The following is a 25,685-nucleotide window of genomic DNA, read 5'->3' as shown; positions in this document are numbered from 1 at the left end:
GGTAACCATGCTGAGCTTCATCCGAAAACGTTCCGTTGCAAGCCTGATCTCCCTGATCGGCCTCATCGTAATGGTTTTCTTCCTCTCCCGCCTGACGGGCGACCCGGCCGCACTGTTTTTGCCGGTGGAGGCTTCGGAGGAATTGAAGCAGCAGTTTCGTGCGCTGCATGGGCTGAACGATCCGCTGATGGTGCAGTTCCTGCGCTACGCGGGCGACGTGATGACGGGGGATCTGGGTGAATCGCTCAGGAAAGCCCGCCCTGCGCTGGATGTGGTGCTGGAGGCTTTCGTCTGGACGCTGTGGCTTGCGGTCATCACCATGTCGCTCGTCACCACAGCAGCAATCGTCGTCGGTTCGCTTGCCGCTTTCCGCTCCGGTGGCTTCTTCGACCGCATGGCCTCCACCATTTCGCTCATCGGCGCTTCCGTGCCGGATTTCTGGCTCGCGATCGTGGCGATCGTGGTGTTTTCCGTCAATCTCGCCTGGCTGCCCACCTCCGGCACCGGCTCGGTGCTGCACTGGATACTGCCGATCTCGGTTCTGTTCGTGCGCCCCTTCGGCATCATCGTTCAGGTGGTGCGCGGCTCGATGATCGGTGCGTTGTCCTCTGCCTATGTCAAAACGGCGCGCGCCAAGGGTGTGAAATCGGGTCCGATTATCTTCATCCACGCCTTGCGAAACGCCATGCTGCCGGTCATCACCGTCATCGGCGATCAGGCGGCAAGCCTTCTCAACGGCGCAGTCATCGTCGAAACCATCTTTGGTTTCCCCGGGGTTGGCAAGCTGATGATCGATTCCATTCTTCAGCGCGATTTCAACGTCGTGCTGGCAGCAATTCTCGTGACCGCGCTTGCGATCTTCCTGATGAATCTTCTGATCGATATCGCCTATGCGCTACTCGATCCGCGTATCCGGCACTGAGGAGACGTTCAGCCATGAGCCTTTCAAACGCCGATACAGAGATCATCGATGAGCCATCCTTTGCAACGCGCATGCTGCGCATGTTGTGGGCGGATAAATTCGCCCTCTGCGCCGCGATCTTCCTCATCGTCGTCATCATTCTCGCCTTTGTCGGCCCGGCGTGGCTTGGCGAGCTGGCGACGAAGCAGAACCTGCGTGGACGCAACCTTGCTCCGTTCGAATGGCAACGCGAATGGTATTTCTGGCTGGGGGCGGATGCGCTCGGTCGCCCGCTGCTGGCGCGCATCGTCGCCGCCACGCAAAATACACTGATGATCGCCGCCGGTGCCGTTTTCATTTCCGCCGTCACCGGCACCGTGCTTGGCCTGATCGCCGGTTTTTCCTCCAACCGTGTTGGCCAGATTATCATGAGGCTGGCGGACGTGATCATGTCGTTTCCGTCACTGTTGATCGCGGTCATCGTGCTTTATCTGCTCGGCTCATCCATCCTCAACCTGATGCTGGTTCTGGCGATAACCCGCATCCCCGTTTACATCCGCACCACAAGGGCCGAAGTGCTGGAGGTGCGTGAACGCATGTTCGTACAGGCGGCGCGCGTGATGGGCGCATCGGGCAAACGTATCCTGTTCCGCCATATTCTACCCGTGGTCCTGCCGACGCTGACAACGCTTGCGACGCTCGATTTTGCCTATGTGATGCTGGCGGAAAGCGCGCTGTCTTTCCTTGGTATCGGCATTCAGCCGCCGGAAATCACCTGGGGCCTGATGATCTCGCAGGGGCGGCAGTACCTCACCAATGCCTGGTGGCTGTCCTTCTGGCCGGGCCTTGCCATCATACTCACCACCCTGTCGCTCAACCTGCTGTCCAACTGGCTGCGCATTGCGCTCGACCCCGTGCAGCGCTGGCGGCTGGAAATGAAAGGCCGCAAACATGCCTGACCATCTTCTCGATGTGCGCAACCTTTCCGTGGAGTTTCACACCGCAGGCGGTGTCGTGCATGCGGTGAAGGATGTTTCCTATCATATCGACCGTGGTGAAACGCTTGCGATCCTCGGTGAAAGCGGCTCGGGCAAATCGGTATCGTCCTCGGCCATCATGAACCTCATCGACATGCCGCCCGGACGTATCAGCGGCGGCCAGATATTTCTTGATGGCAAAGACCTTCTGACAATGCCGGCTGAGGCCCGCCGCGAGATCAATGGCCGGCGCATCGCCATGATCTTTCAGGACCCGCTCAGCCATCTCAATCCGGTCTATACCGTCGGCTGGCAGATCCGCGAGGCGATGACCACCCATGGAATGGACAGGGTGAAAGCCGAAGCGGAGGCGAGGCGGCTTGTCGCGCGTGTTGGAATTCCTGATCCGGACGGAGCCTTGAAGAAATATCCGCATGAATTTTCTGGCGGCCAGCGCCAGCGTGTGATGATCGCCATGGCGCTTGCGCTCCGGCCCGATCTCCTGATCGCCGACGAGCCGACCACGGCACTCGATGTGACGGTTCAGGCTGAAGTTCTTGCCCTGCTCAAGGAATTGCAGCGGGAAACCGGTATGGCCGTTCTCATCATCACCCATGATCTTGGCGTCGTCGCCGAAATCGCCGACCGGGTGGTCGTGATGGAAAAGGGCGTGCTGGTGGAGGCAGGCACGGTTCGCGAGGTCTATCGCAACCCAAAGCATCCCTATACCCGCAAGCTCATCAGCGCCGCCCCCGGCAGGGGCGAAATGCACGAGCCGAATGCGACCGGCGAACCGCTCCTCCGTGTGCGCGATGTGCGCAAACGTTATGGGGCTTTCGAGGCACTGAAGGGCGTTTCCTTTGACCTTATGGCGGGGGAAACCATAGCTGTCGTTGGCGAAAGCGGTTCCGGCAAATCGACACTCGCGCGCATTCTGCTCCGGCTCGACGAGCCGGATGCCGGCAGCGCCGAGTGGAAGGGGCGTGATCTCTTCAAGCTTTCGCCTGCCGAACTCTTTGCCCTCAGGCGTGATTTACAGATGGTGTTTCAGGATCCAACCCAGTCGCTGAACCCCCGCATGACTGTGTTCCAGCTGGTTTCCGAAGCCTGGGTGATCCATCCGGACATACTACCCAAAGCGAAATGGCGCGAACGGGTCGCGGAATTGCTGCATCAGGTCGGCCTCTCGCCGGAACATATGCGCCGTTATCCGCATCAGTTTTCCGGTGGCCAGCGGCAGAGGATCGCGATTGCCCGCGCGCTGGCGCTGGAGCCGAAGCTCATCATCTGCGATGAAGCGGTCTCGGCGCTCGACGTGTCTGTCCAGGCGCAGGTTGTTGCACTTCTTGACAAGCTGCGCCGTGAAATGGGCCTCTCCTTCATCTTCATCGCGCATGACCTGCCGGTGGTCCGCGATTTTGCCGATCACGTCATGGTCATGCAGCGGGGAGAGGTTGTGGAATTCGGGACTGTCCGGCAGGTTTTCGAAGCGCCGCGCGAGGGCTATACGCGCGCACTTCTTTCCGCCAGCCTCGATCCCGACCCCGATATGCAGTCTGTGCGTCGGATCGATGCCGATCACACTATTGGAAATCCAAGCGGAGTTCTTTCATGACCAAACAAGCCTTCGTCGCGCTCGTGACCTGTTTCAACGAGGACGAAACCATCAATTACGAAGCGACCCGTGCGCAGGTGCGCCGTCAGGTGGCGGCCGGCAACAACATCATGTGCGCCGGAACTAACGGCGATTTCACCGCACTGACGCATGAAGAAAAAATCCGGCTGACGGAAGAGGTGGTGGACGAAGTTGCGGGCCGTGCGAAGGTCATCGTCAATGCCGGCATGCCCGCCACTTTCGAAACGCTGCAACTCGCCAAAGCCTTCGACCGCATCGGCGTAGACGGTATTGCCGTCATCACACCCTTCTTCATCGCCTGCACCCAGGATGGGCTGATCCGCCATTTCTCGACTGTGGCCGACGCCCTCGAAACACCGGTCTATCTTTACGATATTCCCGCCCGAACCCAGAACCACATAGAGCCGGAAACCGCCCGCAAACTTGCCGCCCATGGCAACATTGCCGGCATCAAGGATTCGGGCGGTGCGCAGCAGACGCTGGAAGCCTATCTACAGGTAGCAAAGGAGATGCCCGGTTTCGAAGTCTATTCCGGCCCGGATCATCTCGTTCTCTGGTCGTTGCAGAACGGTGCCGCCGGCTGCATCTCCGGCCTCGGCAACGCGCTCCCGCATGTACTTGCCGGCATTCTCAATGCTTTCAACGCCAGCGATATCGCCGAGGCCGAACGCCAGCAGGCGATCTATACGGATTTTCGCACCGATCTCTATGCGCTCGGTTTTGCGCCCGCCATGGTCAAGCGCTCGCTTTACCTTCAGGACCCATCCGTCGGCGCCAGCCGGCAACCCGCCCTTCTGCCAGATCAGGAACAGGATGACCGGATCGTGGAAATATTACGTCGTTATCAACAGCTGTAACGCCACCGCCCGAATGTGACGTGCAGGAGTGACGCGGTGTGGCGCCACGTGAAAAATATCCACAAAACGGCCAGAAGCCGAAGCATTTATACAGCCTTGTCCGGGACGAATAATTTGTGACACAAACACGAAATTTCCCTTGTCAGTCCCGCCATTGATGTTTATGAGGAGCGCGCAACGCAAGCGTTCGCGCATGCGGAGAGGTGGCAGAGTGGTCGAATGCACCGCACTCGAAATGCGGCATACCTGCAAGGGTATCGTGGGTTCGAATCCCACCCTCTCCGCCATAATTTACGCTAAGCAGTAAGATTTTCCGAGATAGCCTGATTTCATTCGTTGGTCGCTTTGATGCTGCAGTCTGCTAGCGAAGCCGGTACTGCTCTGCGCCAGCGGAGGCAGACTGGTTGAGATAGCGGTTGGCTTCCATTTCGTTGCGTCCCACCCGCGATCTTCAGCACCTGTTGGAGGCCCACACGGCCACGCTCCCGAAAAATTGGGATGCCGGCAAGTGCTCTCTCATATCCGCCATTGCCTCTTACGGCAGAGGCGCTATCATAATTGTGTTGTAGGACGATAAGCTTTGGGAGGAGCGATACGTGAGACGGATGTGGCCAGACGAATTTGCCTTTCTGCTGGACGGCGCGGAAGAGGTTGACCTGCATATTCCATCGGGGGCACACGACGACAGTTCGCCCGAAGAAACGATATCCAAGAAGGCTTTGAAAGCCCGCATCAGCCAGCAGGATTTTGAAAAGATTTGGCATCTTGCAGAGGCTCGCTATCGGCTGACCGGCAGGTTTTCGGGCAAGGCGATTACGCTGATCGCCAACAATCCTCACTATCAGAAATGGCATCCCTCCGACGGCGGCAGCGTCGAGAGCGTGTCCGATAGCGGTCAGAAATACACGACGCGCTATGTGATCGTGCATTTTCTCGTTGATGATGTTCGCGAGCTGGTCGAAGCCTGAACTCCGCAGGAACGGTTCTTGCCATTGACTGGTGGAAGGGCCTTTCGAAAACCAGCGGTGCCGAGTAATTCTTGGCACCGTTTGGCGGCGTGTTAGAGGTGAGCTTCAATATCTGCGTAAGACTACGATGAGCAGCGCGTGTCCGTAGTCCACTGAAATGCCTCTATACTGGTGCCGTCTTTGATCTCTCCGATGGCAGGGTGACGTGCTGACCCTCCGCAGGCTTTACCGCTGCTGCGATGTAAAAATTTCCTCCGAATTAAAATAGTTTTCCTTTAAAGAAGGAAAACACGTTATGCCGGAGGATCACATGGCAAAGGACAGCACAAAGACCGAGCCTGCGCTTTTGTCGCAGGACCCGCATGCGGTTCGCGAGCCGAGGGTCAATAATCTCGAAATGGCGATCGGCCATGAGGTGCGTGCCTATCGCAAGAAGCTGGGCATCACGGTCACCGATCTCGCATCGGCCACCGGCGTATCGGTGGGAATGCTCTCAAAGATCGAAAACGGTAATATTTCGCCGTCCCTCACCACGCTGCAGACGCTGTCAAAGGCGCTCGGCGTGCCGATCACGGCGTTCTTCCGTGGCTTCGAGGAGCCGCGCAGCGCCACCTTCGTCAAGGCGGGCCAAGGGGTGAACATCGAGCGTAGAGGCACCCGCGCCGGCCATCAGTACAGCCTGCTTGGCCATATCGACAACAATACTAGCGGCGTCACCGTCGAGCCCTATCTCATCACGCTGACGACGGACTCGGATGTATTTCCGACCTTCCAGCATGAGGGCATGGAGTTCCTCTACATGCTGGAGGGAGAGGTGGTTTATCGCCACGGCGAGCAGCTTTTCACCATGCAGGCGGGTGACAGCCTGTTTTTTGATGCTGATGCGCCGCACGGACCGGAGGAGCTGGTGAAGCTTCCCGCTCGCTATCTGTCGATCATTTCCTATCCGCAAAGACGGCTGACAAATGATTGAAAAGTTGCCTTAGAAGAAAAAAATATTCCTGATAGTTGACGAGATGGAATTCCATATGCTAGCTCTTCATTCAGAAACGAATGGAGGTGCCTGTCGATGTGCGGCATTGTTGGACTATTCCTGAAAGACAAAAGCCTTGAACCGCAGCTGGGTGAGCTGCTTTCGGACATGCTCGTGACCATGACGGATCGTGGACCGGATTCCGCCGGCATCGCGATCTATGGAAGCGCTGCCGATGGCCGGGCAAAAGTGACCATCCAGTCGGCCGATCCCGTCGCCGATTTTTCGGGCCTTGCCGAAGCGCTGAAGGAAAATGGCGTTGAAGCTTCGATTGCGGTGAAAAGCACCCACGCGGTCCTGGATATTTCATCGGCAAAGCTCACGGAAATTCGCTCGGTCCTGGCTGCCATCCGCCCGAATGTGCGGGTGATGGGCTCCGGCGACAGCGTGGAAATCTACAAGGAAACCGGCCTGCCGAAAGATGTCGTCGCCCGTTTTGGCGTGCGCTCCATGGCGGGCAGCCATGGCATCGGCCACACCCGCATGGCAACGGAATCGGCTGTGACGACGCTTGGCGCACACCCCTTCTCCACCGGTGCCGACCAGTGCCTGGTGCATAACGGTTCGCTCTCCAACCACAATAATCTGCGTCGGGAACTGGTACGAGAGGGCATGACCTTCGAAACCCAGAACGACTCGGAAGTGGCCGCCGCGTATCTCACGGCTGAAATGGCCAAGGGCAAGGATCTGGGCGAAGCGCTGACCGGCGCGCTCGATGATCTCGACGGGTTCTTTACCTTCGTCGTCGGCACCAAATCCGGTTTCGGCGTGGTGCGCGATCCCATCGCCTGCAAGCCGGCGGTGATGGCCGAGACCGATCAATATGTCGCTTTCGGCTCCGAATACCGCGCGCTTGTCAATCTGCCTGGCATCGAAAATGCCCGCGTCTGGGAGCCGGAGCCGGCGACCGTCTATTTCTGGGACCATGAAAAGGCCGCGTGAAACCGTCATCGGCGCATATTGCGAAAGTCATATCCATGCCAGTTTTCGATCTCTCCCACACGCCTTTGCGTGAACTCAACAGCGCGCTCCATGGGCTTTCCTCGGGCGCAAACGACACCGAATTCGAAGTTGTCAATCCGCGCGGCCACCATGCCGTCGCTGTTGGCATCGACAGCCCCGTCATCGTCGATGTTCGCGGCTCGGTCGGTTATTATTGCGCCGGCATGAATGATGGCGGGACCGTCACCGTTTACGGCTCGGCCGGGCCGGGCGTTGCCGAAAACATGATGTCGGGCACCGTCGTCATCGAGGGCGACGCTTCGCAATACGCAGGTGCCACCGGTCGCGGCGGGCTGCTGGTCATCAAGGGCAATGCCGCTTCCCGCTGCGGCATTTCCATGAAGGGCATCGATATCGTCGTGAAGGGCAATATCGGCCACATGTCCGCCTTCATGGGTCAGTCTGGCCACCTCGTTGTCTGCGGCGATGCGGGCGATGCGTTGGGTGACTCCCTTTATGAAGCGAAGCTTTTTGTGCGCGGCTCGGTCAAGAGCCTGGGTGCCGACTGCATCGAGAAGGAAATGCGGCCCGAACATCTGGAGAAGCTTGCCGAACTTCTTGAAAAAGCCGGCGTCTCCGATGTCAGCCCAAGCGAGTTCAAACGCTACGGTTCGGCCCGCACGCTCTACAATTTCAACATCGACAACGCCGACGCGTATTGAGGCGAGGGATTTTCCGATGAGCTATCACAACCCCTTCACCCCACCACGCAAGTCCGCGACTTTCGATGATCACACGCTGGCGGAAATCCGCCGTGCGGCTGCGACCGGCATCTATGATATTCGCGGCGCAGGCACGAAGCGCAAGGTGCCGCATTTCGACGACTTGCTGTTTCTCGGCGCGTCCATCTCGCGTTATCCGCTCGAAGGTTATCGCGAGAAGTGCGATACGACCGTCACCCTCGGCACGCGCTTTGCCAAGAAGCCGATCACGCTGAAAACGCCGATCACCATTGCCGGCATGAGCTTCGGCGCGCTTTCCGGCAACGCCAAGGAAGCGCTCGGCCGTGGCGCGACCATTGCCGGCACGTCCACCACGACGGGCGATGGCGGCATGACGGATGAGGAACGCGGCCACAGCCAGACGCTGGTTTATCAGTATCTGCCGTCGCGTTATGGCATGAACCCCAAGGATTTGCGCCGTGCGGACGCCATCGAGGTAGTTGTTGGCCAGGGTGCGAAACCGGGTGGCGGCGGCATGCTGCTTGGCCAGAAGATTTCCGATCGCGTCGCCAATATGCGCAATTTGCCGAAGGGCATCGACCAACGTTCCGCCTGCCGTCATCCTGATTGGACCGGCCCGGACGATCTGGAAATCAAGATCTTTGAACTGCGCGAAATCACCGATTGGGAAAAACCGATCTACATCAAGGTTGGTGGTGCGCGCCCCTATTACGACACCGCACTTGCCGTAAAGGCCGGTGCCGATGTGGTGGTGCTTGATGGCATGCAGGGCGGCACGGCGGCCACGCAGGACGTCTTCATCGAAAATGTCGGCATGCCCACGCTTGCCTGTATTCGCCCCGCAGTACAGGCGCTTCAGGATCTCGGCATGCATCGCAAGGTGCAATTGGTCGTGTCCGGTGGCATTCGCTCGGGTGCGGATGTCGCCAAGGCTCTGGCGCTTGGTGCCGATGCGGTTGCCATCGGAACGGCGGCGCTGGTGGCGCTGGGCGATAACGACCCGAAATGGGAAGACGAATACCAGAAGCTAGGCACCACGGCCGGCGCTTATGATGACTGGCACGAGGGCAAAGACCCCGCAGGCATCACCACGCAGGACCCGGAACTTGCCGCACGTCTTGACCCAATCGCCGCCGGTCGCCGCCTCGCCAACTATCTGAAGGTCATGACGCTCGAAGCCCAGACCATCGCACGCGCCTGCGGCAAAAACCATCTCCACAATCTGGAGCCGGAAGATCTGGTGGCTCTGACCATGGAGGCTGCGGCAATGGCGCAGGTTCCGCTGGCGGGAACAAACTGGTTCCCGGGTAAAGGCAGCTTTTAAAAAACACAATGGACGGGCGCATTTGGGAGGATGTGGCCGTCTTTTTCGATGAAGTGTCTGATATTCAAAAAAAGGGGAATGACGTGACACTGGACCTCTCCAAGTTTGCTGCCGAAAAAGGCATCAAATATTTCATGATCAGTTATACCGATCTCTTCGGTGGCCAGCGCGCCAAGCTGGTTCCTGCAGAAGCGATTGCCGATATGCAGAAGGGCGGCGCCGGATTTGCCGGTTTCGCCACATGGTTCGATCTGACGCCCGCCCATCCCGATCTCTTCGCAGTGCCGGACGCCTCCTCGGTCATCCAGCTTCCCTGGAAAAAGGATGTGGCCTGGGTTGCTGCCGATTGCGTCATGGAAGACCAGCCTGTGGAACAGGCGCCGCGCGTCGTTTTGAAAAAGCTCATCGCGGAAGCGGCCGGGCAAGGGCTGCGGGTCAAAACCGGCGTGGAACCGGAATTTTTCCTGATTTCGCCGGACGGCGCGAAAATCTCCGATGAGTACGACACGGCGGAAAAGCCCTGCTACGACCAGCAGGCAGTGATGCGTCGTTACGATGTGATCGCGGAAATATGCGACTACATGTTGGAGTTGGGCTGGAAACCCTACCAAAACGACCATGAGGACGCGAACGGCCAGTTCGAGATGAACTGGGAATATGACGATGCGCTCCAGACGGCGGATAAACATTCCTTCTTCAAGTTCATGGTCAAGTCGGTTGCCGAAAAGCACGGGCTGCGCGCGACATTCATGCCGAAGCCTTTCAAGGGGCTGACCGGCAACGGCTGCCACGCCCATATTTCGGTCTGGGACCTGGACGGCAAGGTCAACGCTTTTGCCGACAAGGCAATGCCTTTCGGGCTCTCCGCAAAGGGCAAGACGTTTCTGGGCGGCATCATGAAACATGCCTCCGCTCTTGCTGCCGTCACCAATCCGACGGTTAATTCCTACAAGCGCATCAACGCGCCGCGGACCATCTCGGGCGCGACCTGGGCGCCGAACACGGTGACCTGGACCGGGAACAACCGCACCCACATGGTTCGCGTGCCAGGGCCGGGGCGTTTCGAACTGCGTCTGCCGGATGGCGCCGTGAACCCCTATCTGCTGCAGGCCATTATCATTGCGGCCGGTCTCTCGGGTGTCCGCTCACAGGCCGATCCCGGTCCGCATCACGATATAGACATGTATCGCGAAGGTCATACCGTGACGAATGCGCCGAAACTGCCGCTCAATCTTCTCGATGCGCTGCGCGAATACGAGAAGGACGAGGAACTGCAGCAGGCATTGGGCATGGAGTTCTCAAAGGCCTATCTGAAGCTCAAGCAGGGAGAGTGGAACGCTTATTGCGCGCAATTCACTGCCTGGGAGCACCAGACAACGCTCGACGTTTGAGTTCGGGTTTCCCCGCCGCCCTCGCGGCTTTTCCCCGCGCTCGTCAGACAGCGCGGGGTTTTTCCAATATCGATGACAGAGAGAGTGCCGGATGACGAACTTCGTCCTGACCGTAACCTGCAAGTCCACCCGAGGCATCGTCGCTGCCCTTTCAGGCTTTCTCGCTGAAAAAGGCTGCAACATCGTCGATAGTTCGCAGTTTGATGATCTCGGTACGGGCCGTTTCTTCATGCGCGTGGGCTTCATTTCCGAAGAGGGAGCAAAGCGTGACGACTTGATGGCTGGACTGATGCCGATCTCGCAGAAATTCGGCATGGAAGTGGCGCTTCATGACCAGTCCGAGCGGATGAAGGTCCTGCTGATGGTGTCGCGCTTCGGCCATTGCCTGAACGATCTGCTTTACCGTTGGCGCATCGGGGCCTTGCCGATCGATATTGTCGGTGTCGTCTCCAACCATTTCGATTACCAGAAAGTGGTGGTCAATCATGATATTCCCTTCCACCACATTCCGGTGACGAAGGAAAACAAGCCACAGGCTGAAGCCCGGATCATGGATATTGCCGAAAGCACCGGAACCGAACTGATCGTGCTTGCGCGTTATATGCAGGTGCTTTCCGACCGGATGTGCGAGACGATGTCGGGGAAGATCATCAACATCCACCATTCTTTCCTGCCGTCCTTCAAGGGCGCCAACCCTTACAAGCAGGCCTATCAGCGCGGCGTGAAGCTGATCGGCGCGACGGCCCACTATGTCACCGCCGATCTCGACGAAGGTCCGATTATCGAGCAGGATATTGTGCGTATTACCCATGCCCAGAGCGCGGAGGATTATGTTTCGCTCGGCCGGGATGTCGAGGCGCAGGTTCTGGCACGCGCCATCCATGCCCATATCCACCACCGTACTTTCATCAACGGTAACCGGACCGTGGTCTTCCCGCCAAGCCCGGGCAGCTATGCATCGGAACGGATGGGGTGACGCGGCATTGCGACAAGCTGGTCGCGCGCTGTTGCCATAAACATGGTGCGCGGCTAAATAAGTTGGTACGCCATAATATAAAGAGCCAGAACCTGTTTTCACGCCCGGCGGGCGGAAGCGGGATGTGCCAAACGAGGTGATACCATGACCGGTGCTTTGCAGGGAACTGCCATTCGCGTTGAGCGTCCGACCAAGACGCTGAGGGAGCTTGCGCTCGACAAGGTGCGCGACGCCATCGTGAACGGTTACTTCCGTCCGGGAGACCGCCTTGTGGAGCGCGATCTCTGCGCCCAGCTGGGCGTTTCCCGCACCATCGTGCGCGAAGTCCTGCGGCATCTGGAGTCCGAGGGGCTGGTGGCGAATTTGCCGAACAAGGGGCCGATGGTTGCGCTGCTCGATCTTGCCGAGGCCAAGCAGATTTACGAAATTCGCGGTGCGCTGGAGGGAATGGCGGCGCGCCTTTGTGCGGAGCGTCGCGATCCCGCCATTGTCGAGGCGCTTGAGGCTTCGCTCGAGCATATTCGCGAAAGTTACGTTGCCAAGGATATGCCCGGTGTTCTCGCGCATACCTCGTCTTTTTATCATACGCTGTTCAGCAAGATCGACCGGCATGTCGCCTGGGGCGTCGTCAATTTGCTGACGGTGCGAATCAACCATCTTCGCTCCATGACGATCAAGACGAAAAGCCGCGATACCGAAGGTCCGGCGCAGATGAAAAAGATCGTCGATGCGATCCGGAAAGGTGACGGGGACGCCGCTTACAAAGCCGCTCTCGATCATGTCACCAGCGCATGCGCTATCGCCGAAGCCGTTCTCACCGCGCAAAAAACGGCTGACTGACGGTTTTTGGCGCTCCGTTCTGCTTGTCTTGCGGTTGCCCAGCTGGCGGCCGCAAGCTCTTGGTTTTTTGATTTTATGGTTGTTTTACAATAATTTAGAAAAACAAATGACCGCTTATTGACAGGGCAATCCGTTTGGTGTGATGGTATGCCATAATAAATAATATAAAGAGCGGAGCTTAATATGAACTGGAATCCGATTTCCCGGAAATGCATAGCCGTGCGCGCCAAAACCTCTCTGGCGGGCTTTGTCATCAGTCTTCTTGCCGGTGCGGCCGTTGCACAGGACTGCACGCCGAAAATATCCAACGATCACCTCATCAAGCCCGGCCATCTCGTGATGGCGACCAGCCCGACATTGCCGCCCATGGCCTATGCCGACCAACAGGGCGTGCTCAAAGGCCTTCGTATCGAGTTGGGTTATGAAATCGCCAAGCGCCTCTGCTTGAAGCCCGAATATATCAGCACGGAATATGCCACCATGGTGCCGGGCCTGCAGGGCGGCCGCTGGGACATGATCAATGCTGGCCTGTTCGTGACGGCGGAGCGGCGCAAGATCCTGTTCATGATCCCCTATGAGAGTCTCGCCATCAGCATTTCAACGGCCGTCGGTGCATCCGAGCCCATCACCAAGGTGGACGATCTGGCCGGCAAGGCTGTCAGCACCGATATCGGTGGCTATGCCGAGCGCAAGATCAAGGAATTGAACGAGGACTTCAAGAAACGCGGTCTTGCGCCGATGACCATAAACCTGTTCGACAATTACGCGACCGTCTATCAGGCGCTGCGGGCAGGTCAGGTTCAGGCCGCGGTCTCCATCGATCCTGTCGCCAAGCAATACCAGGATCGCGGCGAGTTCACGCATGCACTTTCCGGCATGTACCCTACGCCCGGTTCGCTTTCCTTTGGAAGCAAGGACGTCGCCAGTGCCGTCTCTGCTGCTCTCAAGGAAATGAAGGCCGATGGTTCGCTTGAAAAGCTGATGGGTGGTTATGGCGTGAGCATCGCGCCCGGCGATCTCGCCGTTCTTGGTCCAGAAGGCTGAAATCTCCTCCATCTGAACTGTCAGCGCGGCGGGAGAGTTCTCGCCGCGACCATTCCCGCATGAATTGGAGAAAGACGTGAAGGGTTGGAACTGGGAAGGTTTCTTCGAATATCTGACGAATTATTATCTTTTCGAGGGGGCGATGGTGACGCTCGGCCTCACGGTTTTTGCCATGACGGCGGGTCTTGCGCTGGGCTTCGTCATTGCGGTGATGCGCATGTCGAAATACCGGTTCCTCTCCGGACCGGCCTATTTCTACACCTGGATATTTCGTGGCACGCCGCTGCTGGTGCAGCTCATCATCATCTATACCGGCCTGCCGCAGCTCGGCATCAAGCTGACGGTTCTGCAGTCCACCCTGATCGGCCTATCGCTCTGCGAGGCCGCTTATCTGTCGGAAATCGTCCGGGCAGGTATTGCCGCGGTTCCCAAAGGCCAGATCAATGCGGCGCGCGCCATCGGCATGACCGAGGCGCAGGTGATGCGCTACATAGTTGCGCCGCAGGCCTTCCGCATCATCATTCCGCCGCTTGGCAATTCCGTCAATGGCGTGCTGAAGACAACGTCGATCGCCTCCATCATTTCCATGGAGGAGCTGCTGCGCCGCACGCAGGTTCTTATCCAGGAAAAGTTCCTCGTTCTGGAGCTCTTCATGGTTGCGGCCCTTTATTACCTCGCCATGACGACCGCCTGGGAACTCATCCAGCGCCGTATCGAGAAACGATTCGGCAAGGCCTACGGCCCAATGTCGGCTGACGTACACTAGGGAGAAGTCCGATGTCTCAAGCAACCAGCATGATCGAACTTCAATCCGTCAACAAATGGTACGGTCCGACCTTTCAGGTTCTGACCAATTGCAGCCTGAATGTAGCCAAGGGCGAAGTCGTCGTGATCTGCGGTCCGTCCGGTTCGGGCAAGTCGACGCTCATCAAATGCGTCAATGCGCTGGAGACGATCGGCAACGGCATCATCACCGTAAACGGGGTTGAGGTGACCAACCCAAAGACCGATATGCCGAAGCTGCGCTCCAAAGTGGGCATGGTGTTCCAGCATTTCGAACTCTTCCCGCATATGACGATCCTCGAAAATCTGTGCATCGGGCAGGAGAAGGTTCTCGGCCGCTCCCCTGCGGAGGCGCTGGTCAAAGCCAACGCCCTTCTGGAGCGTGTGGGGCTTACCGCGCATGCGAAGAAATATCCCGGTCAACTTTCCGGCGGTCAGCAGCAGCGCGTCGCAATCGCCCGCGCGCTGGCGATGGATCCGGTCGCCATGCTTTTTGACGAGCCTACATCGGCGCTTGATCCGGAAATGATCAACGAGGTGCTCGACGTCATGGTCTCGCTTGCGCAGGAAGGCATGACGATGATGGTGGTGACGCATGAAATGGGGTTTGCCCGCAAGGTGGCTGACCGCATCGTCTTCATGGATGGCGGCGAGATCGTCGAGATCGGCGAGGGTGACAGCTTCTTCACCAATCCGAAGACGGATCGCGCACGCTCGTTCCTGTCGAAAATCCTGGCGCATTGAGGCCACGGCGACCGGAGCGGGATGACGAAGTCCCGCTTCAGATCGTGTGCCTTAGGCCGTTCCGAACAACGCAGAATGATAGTGGCGGAGAACCGCAATGATAAACCGTGTCCTGATGCCTCGCGAAATGCTCATCGGCGGTGGCAGCCGTTTCCGATTGCCGTCACTGTTGAAATCTCTGGGGGTGAAGCGCCCTCTGCTCGTCTGCGATCCCGTCATGCAGAAACTCGGCCATGCGGATGCGCTTTTGCAGGCGCTTGGCGGCGAGGGTATCGATGCCGCCATTTTTGCGGATGTCGTAGAAGATCCAACGGATATATCCATCGCCACACTGGTGAAACGCGTTTCCGGGGGCGGTCATGATGGTCTCGTCGCACTCGGCGGCGGTAGCGCCATGGATACGGCGAAAGCAGGTGCCATCGTTGCAACCAGTGGCGAAGAGCTGCGGGCGCTGAAAGTTCCAAGGATCGTGGATTTTGCCGTCATGCCGGTAATTGCCATACCCACAACCGCAGGAACCGGATCGGAAGTAACACGCGCCGCCGTCGTGACGGACACGGCTGCCAGCGAAAAAATGCTCATCCTCGGCACTGCCGCTTTGCCCGTTGCGGCCATCATCGATTACGAGCTGACGCTGACCTGCCCTTACCGCGTCACGGTCGATACCGGCATAGATGCGCTGACCCATGCGCTGGAAGCGCTGGTTAACCGCAACGGTAATGCCCATTCCGAGGCGTTGGCGCTGTCCGCGCTGAAACTGATCGGGGCAAATCTCGAAAAAGTCGCGAACGACCCGCAAAACCGGGAAGCACGCGAAGCGATGATGCTCGGGGCGACGCATGCGGGTCTTGCCGTTTCCAACACATCCACAGCGTTGATCCACGGCCTCAGCCGGCCGGTCGGTGCCTTTTTCCACGTTCCGCACGGCATGTCGAATGCGATGGTGCTGCCGTTGGTCACACAATTTTCGTTGAATTCCGCTCTACCGCAATATGCCGCCGCCGCCCGCGCACTTGGTTGCGCCAGTTCGACGGACAGCGACCAGATTGCAGGCGCAAAGATGGTGGAGGCTTTCATCGGCCTGAACAGGCGGTTGAAGGTGCCGACCCCGCAGGAATTCGGTATCGACAAAACCCGCTATCTCGATCTTTTGCCGGAAATGGTGCGGCAAGGCCTCGCCTCCGGCACACCGGCAAATAACCCACGGGTTCCGACGGCAGCGGAAATGACGCGCCTTTACGAACTGGCCTTTGACGGCCGCATGGAAGGCCCTTGAGCCATAACCTCCTGTAAGAATTGTCATTTTTCGCAACTTCAAGCCACAGATTTCCGCCACTTGACACTTTCGTATTATGGCATACCATAAGACATCATATTTATCGGAGAGAACGCCAATGCCCATCCAGATCCGTAAGACCCTGTTGCAGGTCGAAACAACGTTGATTGAAGGAGGCAAGGCCGCAGCGACACCTTTGAAGCTGTTCACCGCCATCGCGGTCGTGAAAAACCCCTGGGCTGGAAAAGGCTTCGTGGATGATCTCAAACCGGAAATCCACGCCGGGGCGCCGGTGCTGGGCGAACTGCTGACGAAGATGATCCTCGATGCCGTGGGTTCCGGCGAAGCGGTGGAGGCCTATGGCAAGGCGGCCGTCGTCGGGCTGGATGGTGAGATCGAACATGCCTCCGCGCTCATTCACACGCTGCGTTTCGGCAATCACTATCGTCAGGCTGTGGGTGCCAAGTCCTATCTGGCCTTCTGCAATACGCGTGGTCCCGGCAATGCGCCGATCATGATCCCGTTAATGGATAAGAACGATGAAGGTCGCCGTTCGCACTACCTGACTATCCAGACCTCCGTTCCCGATGCTCCGGCTGCCGATGAGATCGTCGTGGCGCTCGGTGCTTCAGTCGGCGGTAGGCCTCATCACCGCATCGGCGACCGCTATCAGGATCTGAAGGATCTCGGTCAGGATGTTGCCAACCCGGCGGGTGTTTGAGGGTGATGCAAATGCAGGAGGCCGCCACCACGTCACGGGTCAATGCTGCAAAGGCAGGTGCTGCCGCGCTCCCTCGCAAGGTGACCGAGGGCGGGGCGGCCTATTTCGAGGCAGGCGCGGGTGAAGACCTGATCCTCATTCACGGTGTGGGAATGCGGCTGGAAGCCTGGAAGCCGCAGATCGAAATCTTTTCAAAGACGCACCGTGTCATCGCGGTAGATATGCCGGGGCATGGCGGCAGTGAACGCCTGCCAGCGGGCAGCTCGCTCAAGGATTTTGTCGGCTGGTTCGGCCGCTTTCTTGACGATATGCGGATCGCGCGTGCCAATGTGGCCGGGCACTCCATGGGTGCGCTGATTTCCGGCGGTGCCGCTGCAACCTTTGGAGATCGAATTGCGCGCGTTGGTTATCTGAACGGCGTCTACCGCCGTGATCCGGCCGCGAAGGCTGCGGTTCTTGCACGCGCGGCTGCCATCCGGACCACCGGCGTGGACAAGGAAGGCCCTTTGTTACGCTGGTTCGGCGACGATCCAAAGAGCCAGCAGGCGCGGGAGTTGACGCGGGGCTGGCTGGAAATGGTCGATCCCGAAGGTTACGCGGTTGCCTATACCGCATTTGCGGGCGGCGACGAGACCTATGCGGATCGGTGGCCCTCGGTCATCTGCCCGGCTCTTTTCCTGACGGGTTCGGACGACCCCAATTCGACGCCGTTGATGGCCGAGCAGATGGCGGCGATCACACCGCGCGGTTACGCCCGCGTCGTTGAGGCGCACCGGCATATGGTCAACCTGACCGCACCTGAAACTGTCAATGCAATGATGGCCGAATGGCTGGCTTTAGAGGAGGAGCCGCAATGACTGTTGCAACCCTTGATCCGCGCGCTTTGCGCGATGCATTCGGCGCTTTCGTTACGGGAGTAACAATCGTGACCGCCCGGGACGATGCAGGAAAGCCCATCGGTTTTACCGCCAACTCCTTCACCTCGGTTTCGCTCGATCCGCCGTTGCTGCTGATCTGCCTTGCCCGTAGCTCGCGCAATTTCGCGACGATGACGGGCACCAAAAACTTCGCGGTCAATATTCTGTCGGAAAGCCAGAAGGACCTCTCCAACACCTTCGCCCGGCCGGTCGAAGACCGTTTCGCCACCGCCAGCTGGTTGGATGCGCCGAAGGGCTCCCCGGTCTTTGCAGACGTCGCGGCCTGGTTCGAATGTTCGATGCAGGAGGTTATCGAGGCCGGCGATCATGTCATTCTGCTCGGCCGTATCGAGGCTTTCGACAATAGCGGCCTGAACGGTCTCGGTTATGCGCGCGGCGGCTATTTCACGCCGATGCTGGCTGCAAAGGCGGTATCGGCAGCGGCAGAGGGCGATATCGTCGTGGGCGCCGTTCTGGAACGGCGCGGCGAGATTTACCTCGTTGGCGACGACGTGCTGTCACTTGCCGGCTGTGTCGTGGCAAGCGGCGATCCGGTCGCGGCGCTGACATCACGTCTCGAAGACCTGACGGGTCTCTCCGTCAAAACGGGATTTCTCTACTCGGTTTATGAGAACAAGACGGATGGGCGCCAACACGTCGTCTATCACGCGCTTGCCGATGGCGATCAAGCGCCGCGCGAGGGCCGATTTCTGTTGCCCGGCGCGCTGGCTTCGGCAAAATTCGACTCCGGCGCTACGGCGGATATCGTCAATCGTTTCGTGCTGGAAAGCTCGATCGGCAACTTCGGCGTCTATGTCGGTAACGAGACTGCCGGCAAGGTTCATCCCATCTCCATGAAGGGGCCAAACCCATGAAATTCTCCCTCTTCGTTCACATGGAGCGGCTGGACGCCTCCCAGGACCACAAGACACTCTACGAGGAGTTCGTAACGCTTTGCGAAATCGCCGATCGTGGTGGCATGCATGCCATCTGGACCGGCGAACATCACGGCATGGATTTCACCATAGCGCCCAACCCCTTTGTAACGATCGCCGATCTGGCGCGGCGTACGAAGACGGCACGCCTGGGTACAGGAACGGTGATCGCGCCTTTCTGGCACCCGATCAAGCTTGCCGGAGAAGCGGCGATGGCGGATCTGATCTGTGATGGCCGTCTTGATATCGGCATCGCGCGTGGCGCCTATTCGTTCGAATATGAGCGGCTGCTTCCAGGCCTCGATGCCTGGGGCGCCGGCCAGCGGATGCGCGAGCTTATTCCGGCTGTCAAAGGGGTGTGGGCGGGTGACTACACCCACGACGGCGAATTCTTCAAGTTCCCGGCCACCACATCGGCTCCCAAACCGCTGCAGCAGCCTTTTCCGCCCATCTGGGTGGCGGCGCGTGATCCGAATTCGCATGAATTCGCTGTCGGCAATGATTGCAATGTTCAGGTGACGCCGCTCTGGCAAGGCGATGACGAGGTGGAAACCCTGATGGGCCGCTTCAACGATGCCTGTGCGAAAAATCCGGATAAACAGCGGCCGAAAATCATGCTGCTGCGCCACACCTATGTCGGTTCCGGTGAAGCCGACATTGCCCAGGCGGCCCATGAGATGAGCGTCTATTACAACTACTTCTTTGCATGGTTCAAAAACGAAAAGCCCGTTCATCAAGGGCTGATCGAGCGTATTGCGCCGGAGGAGATTGTCGCAAACGCCATGCTTTCCGGTGATGTCATGCGCAAGAACAACGTTGTCGGCGATGCCGATGAAGTCATTACCCGGCTTAAGGCCTACGAGGCCATGGGCTACGACGAATATTCCTTCTGGATCGATACCGGCATGAGCTTCGAGCGCAAGAAGGCCTCGCTGGAACGCTTCCTTTCCGATGTCATGCCGGCTTTCAAGGAGTAAGATGATGCGCCGTTTCCAATGTTACATCGACGGGCGCTTCGAGGATGGTGAGGCGAGCTTTTCGAGCCTCGACCCGGCAACCGGTGAACCTTGGGCAGAAATGCCGGAAAGCCGCGAAGCGGATATTAGCCGCGCCGTAGAGGCCGCGCATCGGGCGCTTTATGACGATGCCGCCTGGTCGAAACTGACGGCGACGCAACGCGGCAAGCTGCTCTATCGGCTTGCCGATCTGGTTGCCGAAAATGCAAAGACGCTTGCCGAGCTCGAAACCCGTGACACCGGTAAGATCATCCGCGAGACCTCGGCGCAGATTGCCTATGTCGCGGACTATTATCGCTATTATGCGGGCTTGGCTGACAAAATCGAGGGCGCTTACCTGCCGATCGACAAACCGGACATGGATGTCTGGCTGCGGCGCGAACCCGTGGGTGTGGTGGCCGCGATCGTCCCGTGGAACAGCCAGCTTTTTCTGGCAGCCGTTAAAATCGGCCCGGCGCTCGCTGCCGGCTGCACAATCGTCATCAAGGCCTCGGAAGACGGACCGGCGCCGCTTCTGGAGTTCGCCCGGCTGGTGCAGGAGGCTGGTTTTCCTGCCGGCGTCGTCAATATAGTCACTGGTTTCGGTGCGTCCTGCGGCACGGCACTCACCACGCACCCGAAGGTGGCCCATATCGCCTTTACCGGCGGGCCGGAAACGGCGCGTCACATCGTTCGCAACTCGGCCGAAAATCTTGCCTCCACGTCGCTCGAACTCGGCGGCAAATCGCCAATCCTCGTCTTTGCCGACGCCGATCTCGAAAGCGCCGCCAATGCGCAGGTCGCGGGAATTTTCGCGGCGACCGGTCAGAGCTGTGTTGCCGGATCACGGCTGATCGTCGAGAGAAGCGTGAAGGATCGCTTCCTCGGGATTTTGAAGGCGAAGGCTGAGGCGATCCGCGTCGGCTCGCCGCTGGACATGGCAACGGAAGTGGGGCCGCTCGCGACCGAGCGGCAGCGCAAGCATATTGTCTCTCTGGTCTCTGCTTCCGAAAAAGCCGGTGCGAAGGTGGTGACGGGCGGTGTGGCGGTGGATGGCGCTGGTTATTTCTACCCGCCGACCATTCTCGATTGTGACGGCATTCGTTCGCCGTCCATGGAAAGGGAGTTCTTCGGCCCGGTTCTTTCGGTTGTTTCCTTCGAAACCGAGGCGGAAGCGATCGCTTTGGCCAATGACACGGTCTATGGCCTCGCCTCGGGCGTCTTCACGCAGAACCTGACGCGCGCCCATCGGCTGATGAAGGCGATCCGCGCCGGTGTGGTTTGGGTGAACACCTATCGCGCCGTCTCACCGATTGCGCCTTTCGGCGGTTTCGGTCTTTCCGGTGATGGTCGCGAAGGCGGGCTTGCGGCAGCGCTCGATTACACGCGCACGAAGACCATATGGCTTAGAACCTCCGATGACCCGATCCCCGATCCATTCGTGATGCGGTGACGCGATGTTTTACGAAATCCGCACCTACCGGCTGAAGAACGGCGCCATTCCGGCCTACCTTGGGGTTGTCGAGGAGGAAGGCATCGAAATCCAGAAAAGCCATCTGGGCGAGCTGGTGGGTTACTTCTTTTCCGAGATCGGGCCGATCAATGAAATTGTCCACATCTGGGCCTTTTCCAGCCTGGATGACCGCGAGGAGCGGCGCGCAAAGCTGATGGCCGATCCGCGCTGGTTATCCTTCCTGCCGAAAATCCGCGACCTCATTGAAGTCGCCGAAAACAAGATCATGAAGCCGGCGCCTTTTTCACCGCTGAAGTGAATCTGCCGGCCGCGAAGTGCATGCCAACAACAAGCTCTAAAACGGAGTAAGGGAACATGAGATCGAAACTGGTATTGATGACATGCGCAGCAATTTTCGCCCTGGGCGCATCCGCACAGGCGAATGATCTGGTTTTTTCCAGCTGGGGAGGAACCACGCAGGACGCGCAGAAGGCGGCCTGGGCCGAAAAATTCATGGTGGCGACCGGCATCAACGTGCTTCAGGATGGCCCGACGGACTATGGCAAGCTGAAAGCCATGGTCGAGGCGAACGGCGTAACATGGGATGTGGTCGACGTGGAGGGCGACTACGCCGCGCAGGCCGGGCCGAAGGGCCTGCTGGAGAAGCTTGATTTCGCCGTCATCGACAAAACGAAGCTCGACCCTCGTTTCGTCACTGACTACTCCGTCGGAAGCTTCTATTATTCCTTCGTCATCGGCTGCAATGTTGATGCTGTAGCCGCCTGCCCCAAGAGCTGGGCCGACCTTTTCGATACGGCAAAGTTCCCCGGCAAGCGCACCTTTTACAAATGGTCCGCACCGGGTGTGATCGAAGCAGCCCTGCTGGCCGATGGTGTTGCCGCCGACAAGCTATACCCGCTCGATCTCGATCGCGCCTTCAAGAAGCTGGACACGATCAAATCCGATATCATCTGGTGGTCTGGCGGTGCGCAATCGCAGCAGTTGATCGCTTCTGCGGAGGCGCCCTTCGGCAGCGTCTGGAACGGCCGCATGACAGCGCTTGAGAAAAGCGGTGTGAAGGTGGAGACCTCCTGGGAGCAGAACATCACGGCAGCGGATTCCCTCGTGGTTCCCAAGGGAACGAAGAACAAGGACGCGGCGATGAAGTTCATCGCTCTTGCGACCTCCGCGCAGGCGCAGGCGGATATGGCGTCTGCCACGGGTTATGCCCCGGTCAATGTCGAATCCGCAAAGCTGATGGATCCGGAAACGGCAAAGTCCCTGCCCGACCAGCAGACAGCGAGCCAGGTCAATGCCGACATGAACTACTGGGCGCAACATCGTGACGAGATCGGTGAGCGCTGGTACGCCTGGCAGGCCAAGTAAGGCAACGGCGCGGGCAGCCAAAAGCGCCCGCGCAAATTTTCACCTCCGGGGAGGTTTGGGCATGGTCTCGCTTACCGATGAAACAGAAAGCCCGAAGACGAAGGTGCGGATGCCCTTCCGGCCCGGCAATTTTGCCGCCACCCTGCCGGCATTCGTTCTGCTTGCCCTGTTCTTCGTCGTGCCGGTTATCATCCTGCTGTCGCGCAGCGTTACCGAGCCTGTCCTGGGCTTTGGCAATTACGCCGCATTGCTGGGCAGCTCCACCTACCTGAAGATTTTCTTCAATACATTCGCGGTCTCGGCGCTGGTCACGCTCGTAACGCTGGTCATCGGTTTTCCTGTCGCGTGGGCGCTTGCCATCATGCCGTCGCGGCTTGCCTCCGTCGTTTTCGCAATTTTGCTTCTGTCCATGTGGACCAACCTTCTGGCACGCACCTATGCCTGGATGGTGCTGTTGCAGCGGACGGGTGTCGTCAACAAGACGCTGATGGGCCTTGGCATCATCGACAAGCCGCTTGCACTGGTCAACAACCTGACCGGCGTCACGATCGGCATGACCTATATCATGCTGCCATTCATCATCATTCCGCTCTATGGCGTCATCCGCAAGATTGATCCGGCCATTCTCCAGGCGGCGGCGCTGTGCGGGGCAACCCGCTTTCAGGCGCTGACCCGCGTTCTCATTCCACTTGCCGCTCCGGGTATGATCTCCGGCGCGCTGATGGTGTTCGTCATGTCGCTTGGCTATTTCGTCACCCCGGCGCTGCTGGGCGGCACGGCGAACATGATGCTGGCCGAGCTTATCGCGCAATTCGTGCAGTCTCTCGTCAACTGGGGCATGGGCGGCGCAGCGGCGCTGGTGCTTCTGGTGGTGACGCTGACGCTTTACGCAATCCAGCTGAAATTCTTCGGCGCGGCCGGGGCAGGGGGGCGCTGACATGCTTTTGAACTACAACAGCCTTGGCGCATGGAAGTGGCTGCTCCTTTTCATCACCGTGCTGACAGCGGCATTCCTTATCCTGCCGATTGTCTTCATCGCCGCTTTGTCCTTCGGCTCGTCGCAATGGCTGATCTTTCCGCCGCCCGGCTGGACGCTGAAATGGTATGCGGATTTCTTTGCCGATCCGAGGTGGCTGGATGCTGCCTGGACAAGCCTGCGTATCGCCGTGATGGTCACAGTCCTGTCGGTGCTGATCGGCCTCGTGGCCTCCTTCGGCCTGGTGCGGGGGCGTTTCATCGGGCGCGAGGGTCTGCGGGCTTTGTTCATGACGCCGATGATCCTGCCTGTCGTGGTGCTGGCGGTGGCGCTTTATGCTTTTTTCCTGAAGCTCGGCCTTGCGGGCACCACCACGGGCTTTGTCATTGCCCATCTTGTCGTGGCGCTGCCTTTCTCCATTCTGGCGTTGACCAGCGCGCTCGAGGGTTTCGACAAATCGATCGAAGACGCTGCAGTGCTATGCGGCGCGAGCCCGCTGCAGGCCAAAATCCGCATCACCTTGCCGGCCATCAGCCACGGCCTGTTCTCAGCCGCGATCTTTTCCTTCCTCACTTCCTGGGATGAGGTGGTGCTGGCGATCTTCATGGCAAGTCCAACGTTGCAGACGCTGCCGGTAAAAATCTGGGCGACGCTGCGGCAGGATCTGACGCCGGTGATCGCCGCTGCATCGACGCTTCTCATCGCGGTGACCATCATTCTCATGCTGCTTGTCGCAGCTGTGCGAAAAGGATTGAAAACATGACCAAACCGCTCCTGCAAATTCGCGGCATCGCCAAGCAATACGGACCGGTCGTCGCCGTTCAGGACGTCAATCTCGAGGTGCAGCCGGGCGAGTTCATGACGTTTCTCGGACCATCCGGTTCGGGCAAGAGCACGACGCTCTACATTCTGGCCGGTTTCGAACAGCCGACGGCGGGCGACATCCTGCTGAACGGCGAAAGCCTGCTCTCCACGCCGTCGCACAAGCGCAATATCGGCATGGTCTTCCAGCGTTACACGCTGTTTCCGCATCTGTCTGTTGGCGAGAATATCGCCTTTCCGCTGAAAGTGCGTCGAAAGAGTAAGGCGGAAATCGATGCGAAGGTGAAGGAGATGCTGAGGCTCGTTCGTCTCGAAGGTTTCGAGGACAGAAAGCCCGCGCAGATGTCGGGCGGCCAGCAGCAGCGCGTGGCCTTGGCAAGGGCGCTCGCTTATGATCCGCCGGTTCTTCTGATGGACGAGCCGCTCTCGGCGCTCGACAAGAAGCTCAGGGAAGAGATCCAGTTCGAAATCCGTCGCATCCACCAGCAGACGGAAGTAACGATCCTTTACGTCACCCATGATCAGGAGGAGGCCTTGCGTCTCTCCGACCGGATCGCGGTGTTTTCAAAAGGCGTGATTGACCAGATCGGTACGGGGCCGGAGCTTTACGCTCATCCCACCACCCGCTTCGTGGCCGAATTCATCGGTGACAGCGACTTCATCGCCTGCGATCTCCTCGCCGCCTCGGGCGGCAAGGCGACGGTTTCGCTCGGGCAGAATATCGTCTTTGACCAAATTCCGGTTCATGGCGAAGCTGCGCCGGGAAAAAAGGCGGCGCTGATGCTGCGTCCGGAGCGTTTACAGCTCAGCCGCAACAGGCCCGGCTCTTACGCCGGTTTTCAGGCCACCGTCAGCGATATCACCTTCCTTGGCAACAACGTCCATGTCGTCGCCCATACAGGTTCGGGAGAGCCCTTTGCCGTGCGCCTGCCATTTGGCCATGAGGCAATTTCGGGCCTCAACCGTGGTGATCTCGTGCATCTGGCCTTCGATCCCGCGTCGGCGCAGGTTTTCTGTTGAGGGTCGGAAATATGCATCTTAATGA

The 25,685-nt window shown here is 58.8% G+C and carries 26 protein-coding genes and 1 tRNA gene; all 27 read left to right on the top strand.

From position 1 onward, the window contains the following. The first annotated feature begins 7 nt into the window (after window positions 1–7). The 27 genes from ACQZ45_RS13800 (at window position 8) to ACQZ45_RS13670 (ending at window position 25,660) form a co-directional block, all read left to right on the top strand. On the top strand, window positions 8–922 hold the full coding sequence (locus ACQZ45_RS13800; protein ID WP_003511517.1) for an ABC transporter permease: 915 nt from the start codon (window positions 8–10) through the stop codon (window positions 920–922). 14 nt (window positions 923–936) lie between these two features. Beyond that, window positions 937–1,860 carry an ABC transporter permease gene (locus ACQZ45_RS13795; RefSeq protein WP_025595339.1) on the top strand — a complete coding sequence of 308 codons (924 nt, stop codon included), beginning with the start codon at window positions 937–939 and terminating at the stop codon, window positions 1,858–1,860. Next, window positions 1,853–3,493, top strand: coding sequence for an ABC transporter ATP-binding protein (locus ACQZ45_RS13790; RefSeq protein ID WP_025595340.1), 1,641 nt, complete (start codon window positions 1,853–1,855; stop codon window positions 3,491–3,493). Before ACQZ45_RS13795 ends, ACQZ45_RS13790 begins: the two co-directional genes overlap by 8 nt. Next, complete coding sequence (locus ACQZ45_RS13785) at window positions 3,490–4,371, top strand: dihydrodipicolinate synthase family protein (RefSeq protein ID WP_025595341.1); 882 nt, start codon at window positions 3,490–3,492, stop codon at window positions 4,369–4,371. The genes ACQZ45_RS13790 and ACQZ45_RS13785 overlap by 4 nt, the downstream gene beginning before the upstream one ends. Window positions 4,372–4,568: 197 nt before the next feature. Next, window positions 4,569–4,658, top strand: a tRNA-Ser gene (locus ACQZ45_RS13780). A gap of 318 nt (window positions 4,659–4,976) precedes the next feature. After that, window positions 4,977–5,339, top strand: a complete 363-nt coding sequence (locus ACQZ45_RS13775; RefSeq protein WP_003511512.1) for a hypothetical protein — start codon at window positions 4,977–4,979, stop codon at window positions 5,337–5,339. Window positions 5,340–5,634: 295 nt separating this feature from the next. After that, window positions 5,635–6,312, top strand: a complete 678-nt coding sequence (locus ACQZ45_RS13770; protein WP_019564961.1) for a helix-turn-helix domain-containing protein — start codon at window positions 5,635–5,637, stop codon at window positions 6,310–6,312. 96 nt (window positions 6,313–6,408) lie between these two features. Further along, window positions 6,409–7,314: a class II glutamine amidotransferase gene (locus ACQZ45_RS13765; protein ID WP_025595342.1), complete on the top strand. Its 906-nt coding sequence runs from the start codon at window positions 6,409–6,411 to the stop codon at window positions 7,312–7,314. 35 nt (window positions 7,315–7,349) lie between these two features. Next, the gene (locus ACQZ45_RS13760) at window positions 7,350–8,036 is read left to right on the top strand and encodes a GltB/FmdC/FwdC-like GXGXG domain-containing protein (protein WP_003511508.1); all 687 of its coding nucleotides are present in this window, start codon (window positions 7,350–7,352) and stop codon (window positions 8,034–8,036) included. A gap of 16 nt (window positions 8,037–8,052) precedes the next feature. Beyond that, window positions 8,053–9,381, top strand: coding sequence for an FMN-binding glutamate synthase family protein (locus ACQZ45_RS13755; protein WP_174068926.1), 1,329 nt, complete (start codon window positions 8,053–8,055; stop codon window positions 9,379–9,381). Between the two features lie 83 nt (window positions 9,382–9,464). Continuing rightward, window positions 9,465–10,772, top strand: a complete 1,308-nt coding sequence (gene glnT / locus ACQZ45_RS13750; RefSeq protein ID WP_003511506.1) for a type III glutamate--ammonia ligase — start codon at window positions 9,465–9,467, stop codon at window positions 10,770–10,772. Window positions 10,773–10,863: 91 nt separating this feature from the next. Next, window positions 10,864–11,748, top strand: coding sequence for a formyltetrahydrofolate deformylase (gene purU, locus ACQZ45_RS13745; protein ID WP_003511505.1), 885 nt, complete (start codon window positions 10,864–10,866; stop codon window positions 11,746–11,748). 144 nt (window positions 11,749–11,892) lie between these two features. After that, window positions 11,893–12,588, top strand: coding sequence for a GntR family transcriptional regulator (locus ACQZ45_RS13740; RefSeq protein WP_003511504.1), 696 nt, complete (start codon window positions 11,893–11,895; stop codon window positions 12,586–12,588). 183 nt (window positions 12,589–12,771) lie between these two features. Beyond that, window positions 12,772–13,632, top strand: coding sequence for a transporter substrate-binding domain-containing protein (locus ACQZ45_RS13735; RefSeq protein WP_013761897.1), 861 nt, complete (start codon window positions 12,772–12,774; stop codon window positions 13,630–13,632). 76 nt (window positions 13,633–13,708) lie between these two features. Continuing rightward, window positions 13,709–14,398 carry an amino acid ABC transporter permease gene (locus ACQZ45_RS13730; RefSeq protein WP_003511502.1) on the top strand — a complete coding sequence of 230 codons (690 nt, stop codon included), beginning with the start codon at window positions 13,709–13,711 and terminating at the stop codon, window positions 14,396–14,398. A gap of 29 nt (window positions 14,399–14,427) precedes the next feature. Beyond that, complete coding sequence (locus ACQZ45_RS13725; RefSeq protein ID WP_025595347.1) at window positions 14,428–15,159, top strand: amino acid ABC transporter ATP-binding protein; 732 nt, start codon at window positions 14,428–14,430, stop codon at window positions 15,157–15,159. A gap of 97 nt (window positions 15,160–15,256) precedes the next feature. After that, a complete protein-coding gene (locus tag ACQZ45_RS13720; protein ID WP_003511500.1) occupies window positions 15,257–16,435 on the top strand; it encodes an iron-containing alcohol dehydrogenase in 1,179 nt (392 codons plus the stop codon). A gap of 118 nt (window positions 16,436–16,553) precedes the next feature. After that, the gene (locus tag ACQZ45_RS13715; protein WP_003511499.1) at window positions 16,554–17,156 is read left to right on the top strand and encodes an amino acid synthesis family protein; all 603 of its coding nucleotides are present in this window, start codon (window positions 16,554–16,556) and stop codon (window positions 17,154–17,156) included. 11 nt (window positions 17,157–17,167) lie between these two features. Then, window positions 17,168–18,013, top strand: a complete 846-nt coding sequence (locus ACQZ45_RS13710; RefSeq protein WP_019564955.1) for an alpha/beta fold hydrolase — start codon at window positions 17,168–17,170, stop codon at window positions 18,011–18,013. Further along, window positions 18,010–18,948: a flavin reductase family protein gene (locus tag ACQZ45_RS13705; protein WP_448742293.1), complete on the top strand. Its 939-nt coding sequence runs from the start codon at window positions 18,010–18,012 to the stop codon at window positions 18,946–18,948. The genes ACQZ45_RS13710 and ACQZ45_RS13705 overlap by 4 nt, the downstream gene beginning before the upstream one ends. Further along, window positions 18,945–19,985, top strand: a complete 1,041-nt coding sequence (locus tag ACQZ45_RS13700; RefSeq protein WP_112285913.1) for an LLM class flavin-dependent oxidoreductase — start codon at window positions 18,945–18,947, stop codon at window positions 19,983–19,985. The genes ACQZ45_RS13705 and ACQZ45_RS13700 overlap by 4 nt, the downstream gene beginning before the upstream one ends. Before the next feature lie 4 nt (window positions 19,986–19,989). Continuing rightward, window positions 19,990–21,456 carry an aldehyde dehydrogenase gene (locus tag ACQZ45_RS13695; RefSeq protein WP_026330722.1) on the top strand — a complete coding sequence of 489 codons (1,467 nt, stop codon included), beginning with the start codon at window positions 19,990–19,992 and terminating at the stop codon, window positions 21,454–21,456. 4 nt (window positions 21,457–21,460) lie between these two features. After that, a complete protein-coding gene (locus ACQZ45_RS13690; protein WP_112285912.1) occupies window positions 21,461–21,775 on the top strand; it encodes an NIPSNAP family protein in 315 nt (104 codons plus the stop codon). Between the two features lie 56 nt (window positions 21,776–21,831). Next, entirely contained in the window at window positions 21,832–22,842 is a 1,011-nt protein-coding gene (locus tag ACQZ45_RS13685; RefSeq protein WP_013761890.1) for an ABC transporter substrate-binding protein, read from the top strand. 109 nt (window positions 22,843–22,951) lie between these two features. Then, a complete protein-coding gene (locus ACQZ45_RS13680) occupies window positions 22,952–23,779 on the top strand; it encodes an ABC transporter permease (RefSeq protein WP_370647636.1) in 828 nt (275 codons plus the stop codon). A 1-nt stretch (window position 23,780) separates the two neighbouring features. After that, window positions 23,781–24,581, top strand: coding sequence for an ABC transporter permease (locus tag ACQZ45_RS13675; RefSeq protein WP_013761889.1), 801 nt, complete (start codon window positions 23,781–23,783; stop codon window positions 24,579–24,581). After that, window positions 24,578–25,660: an ABC transporter ATP-binding protein gene (locus tag ACQZ45_RS13670; protein ID WP_019564948.1), complete on the top strand. Its 1,083-nt coding sequence runs from the start codon at window positions 24,578–24,580 to the stop codon at window positions 25,658–25,660. The genes ACQZ45_RS13675 and ACQZ45_RS13670 overlap by 4 nt, the downstream gene beginning before the upstream one ends. Window positions 25,661–25,685: the final 25 nt, after the last annotated feature.

Source organism: Agrobacterium sp. 16-2014-1-2a, from assembly GCF_053522705.1.
The sequence above is the reverse complement of the archived record's forward strand: the minus strand, read 5'-3'. Positions and strand labels throughout refer to the sequence as shown.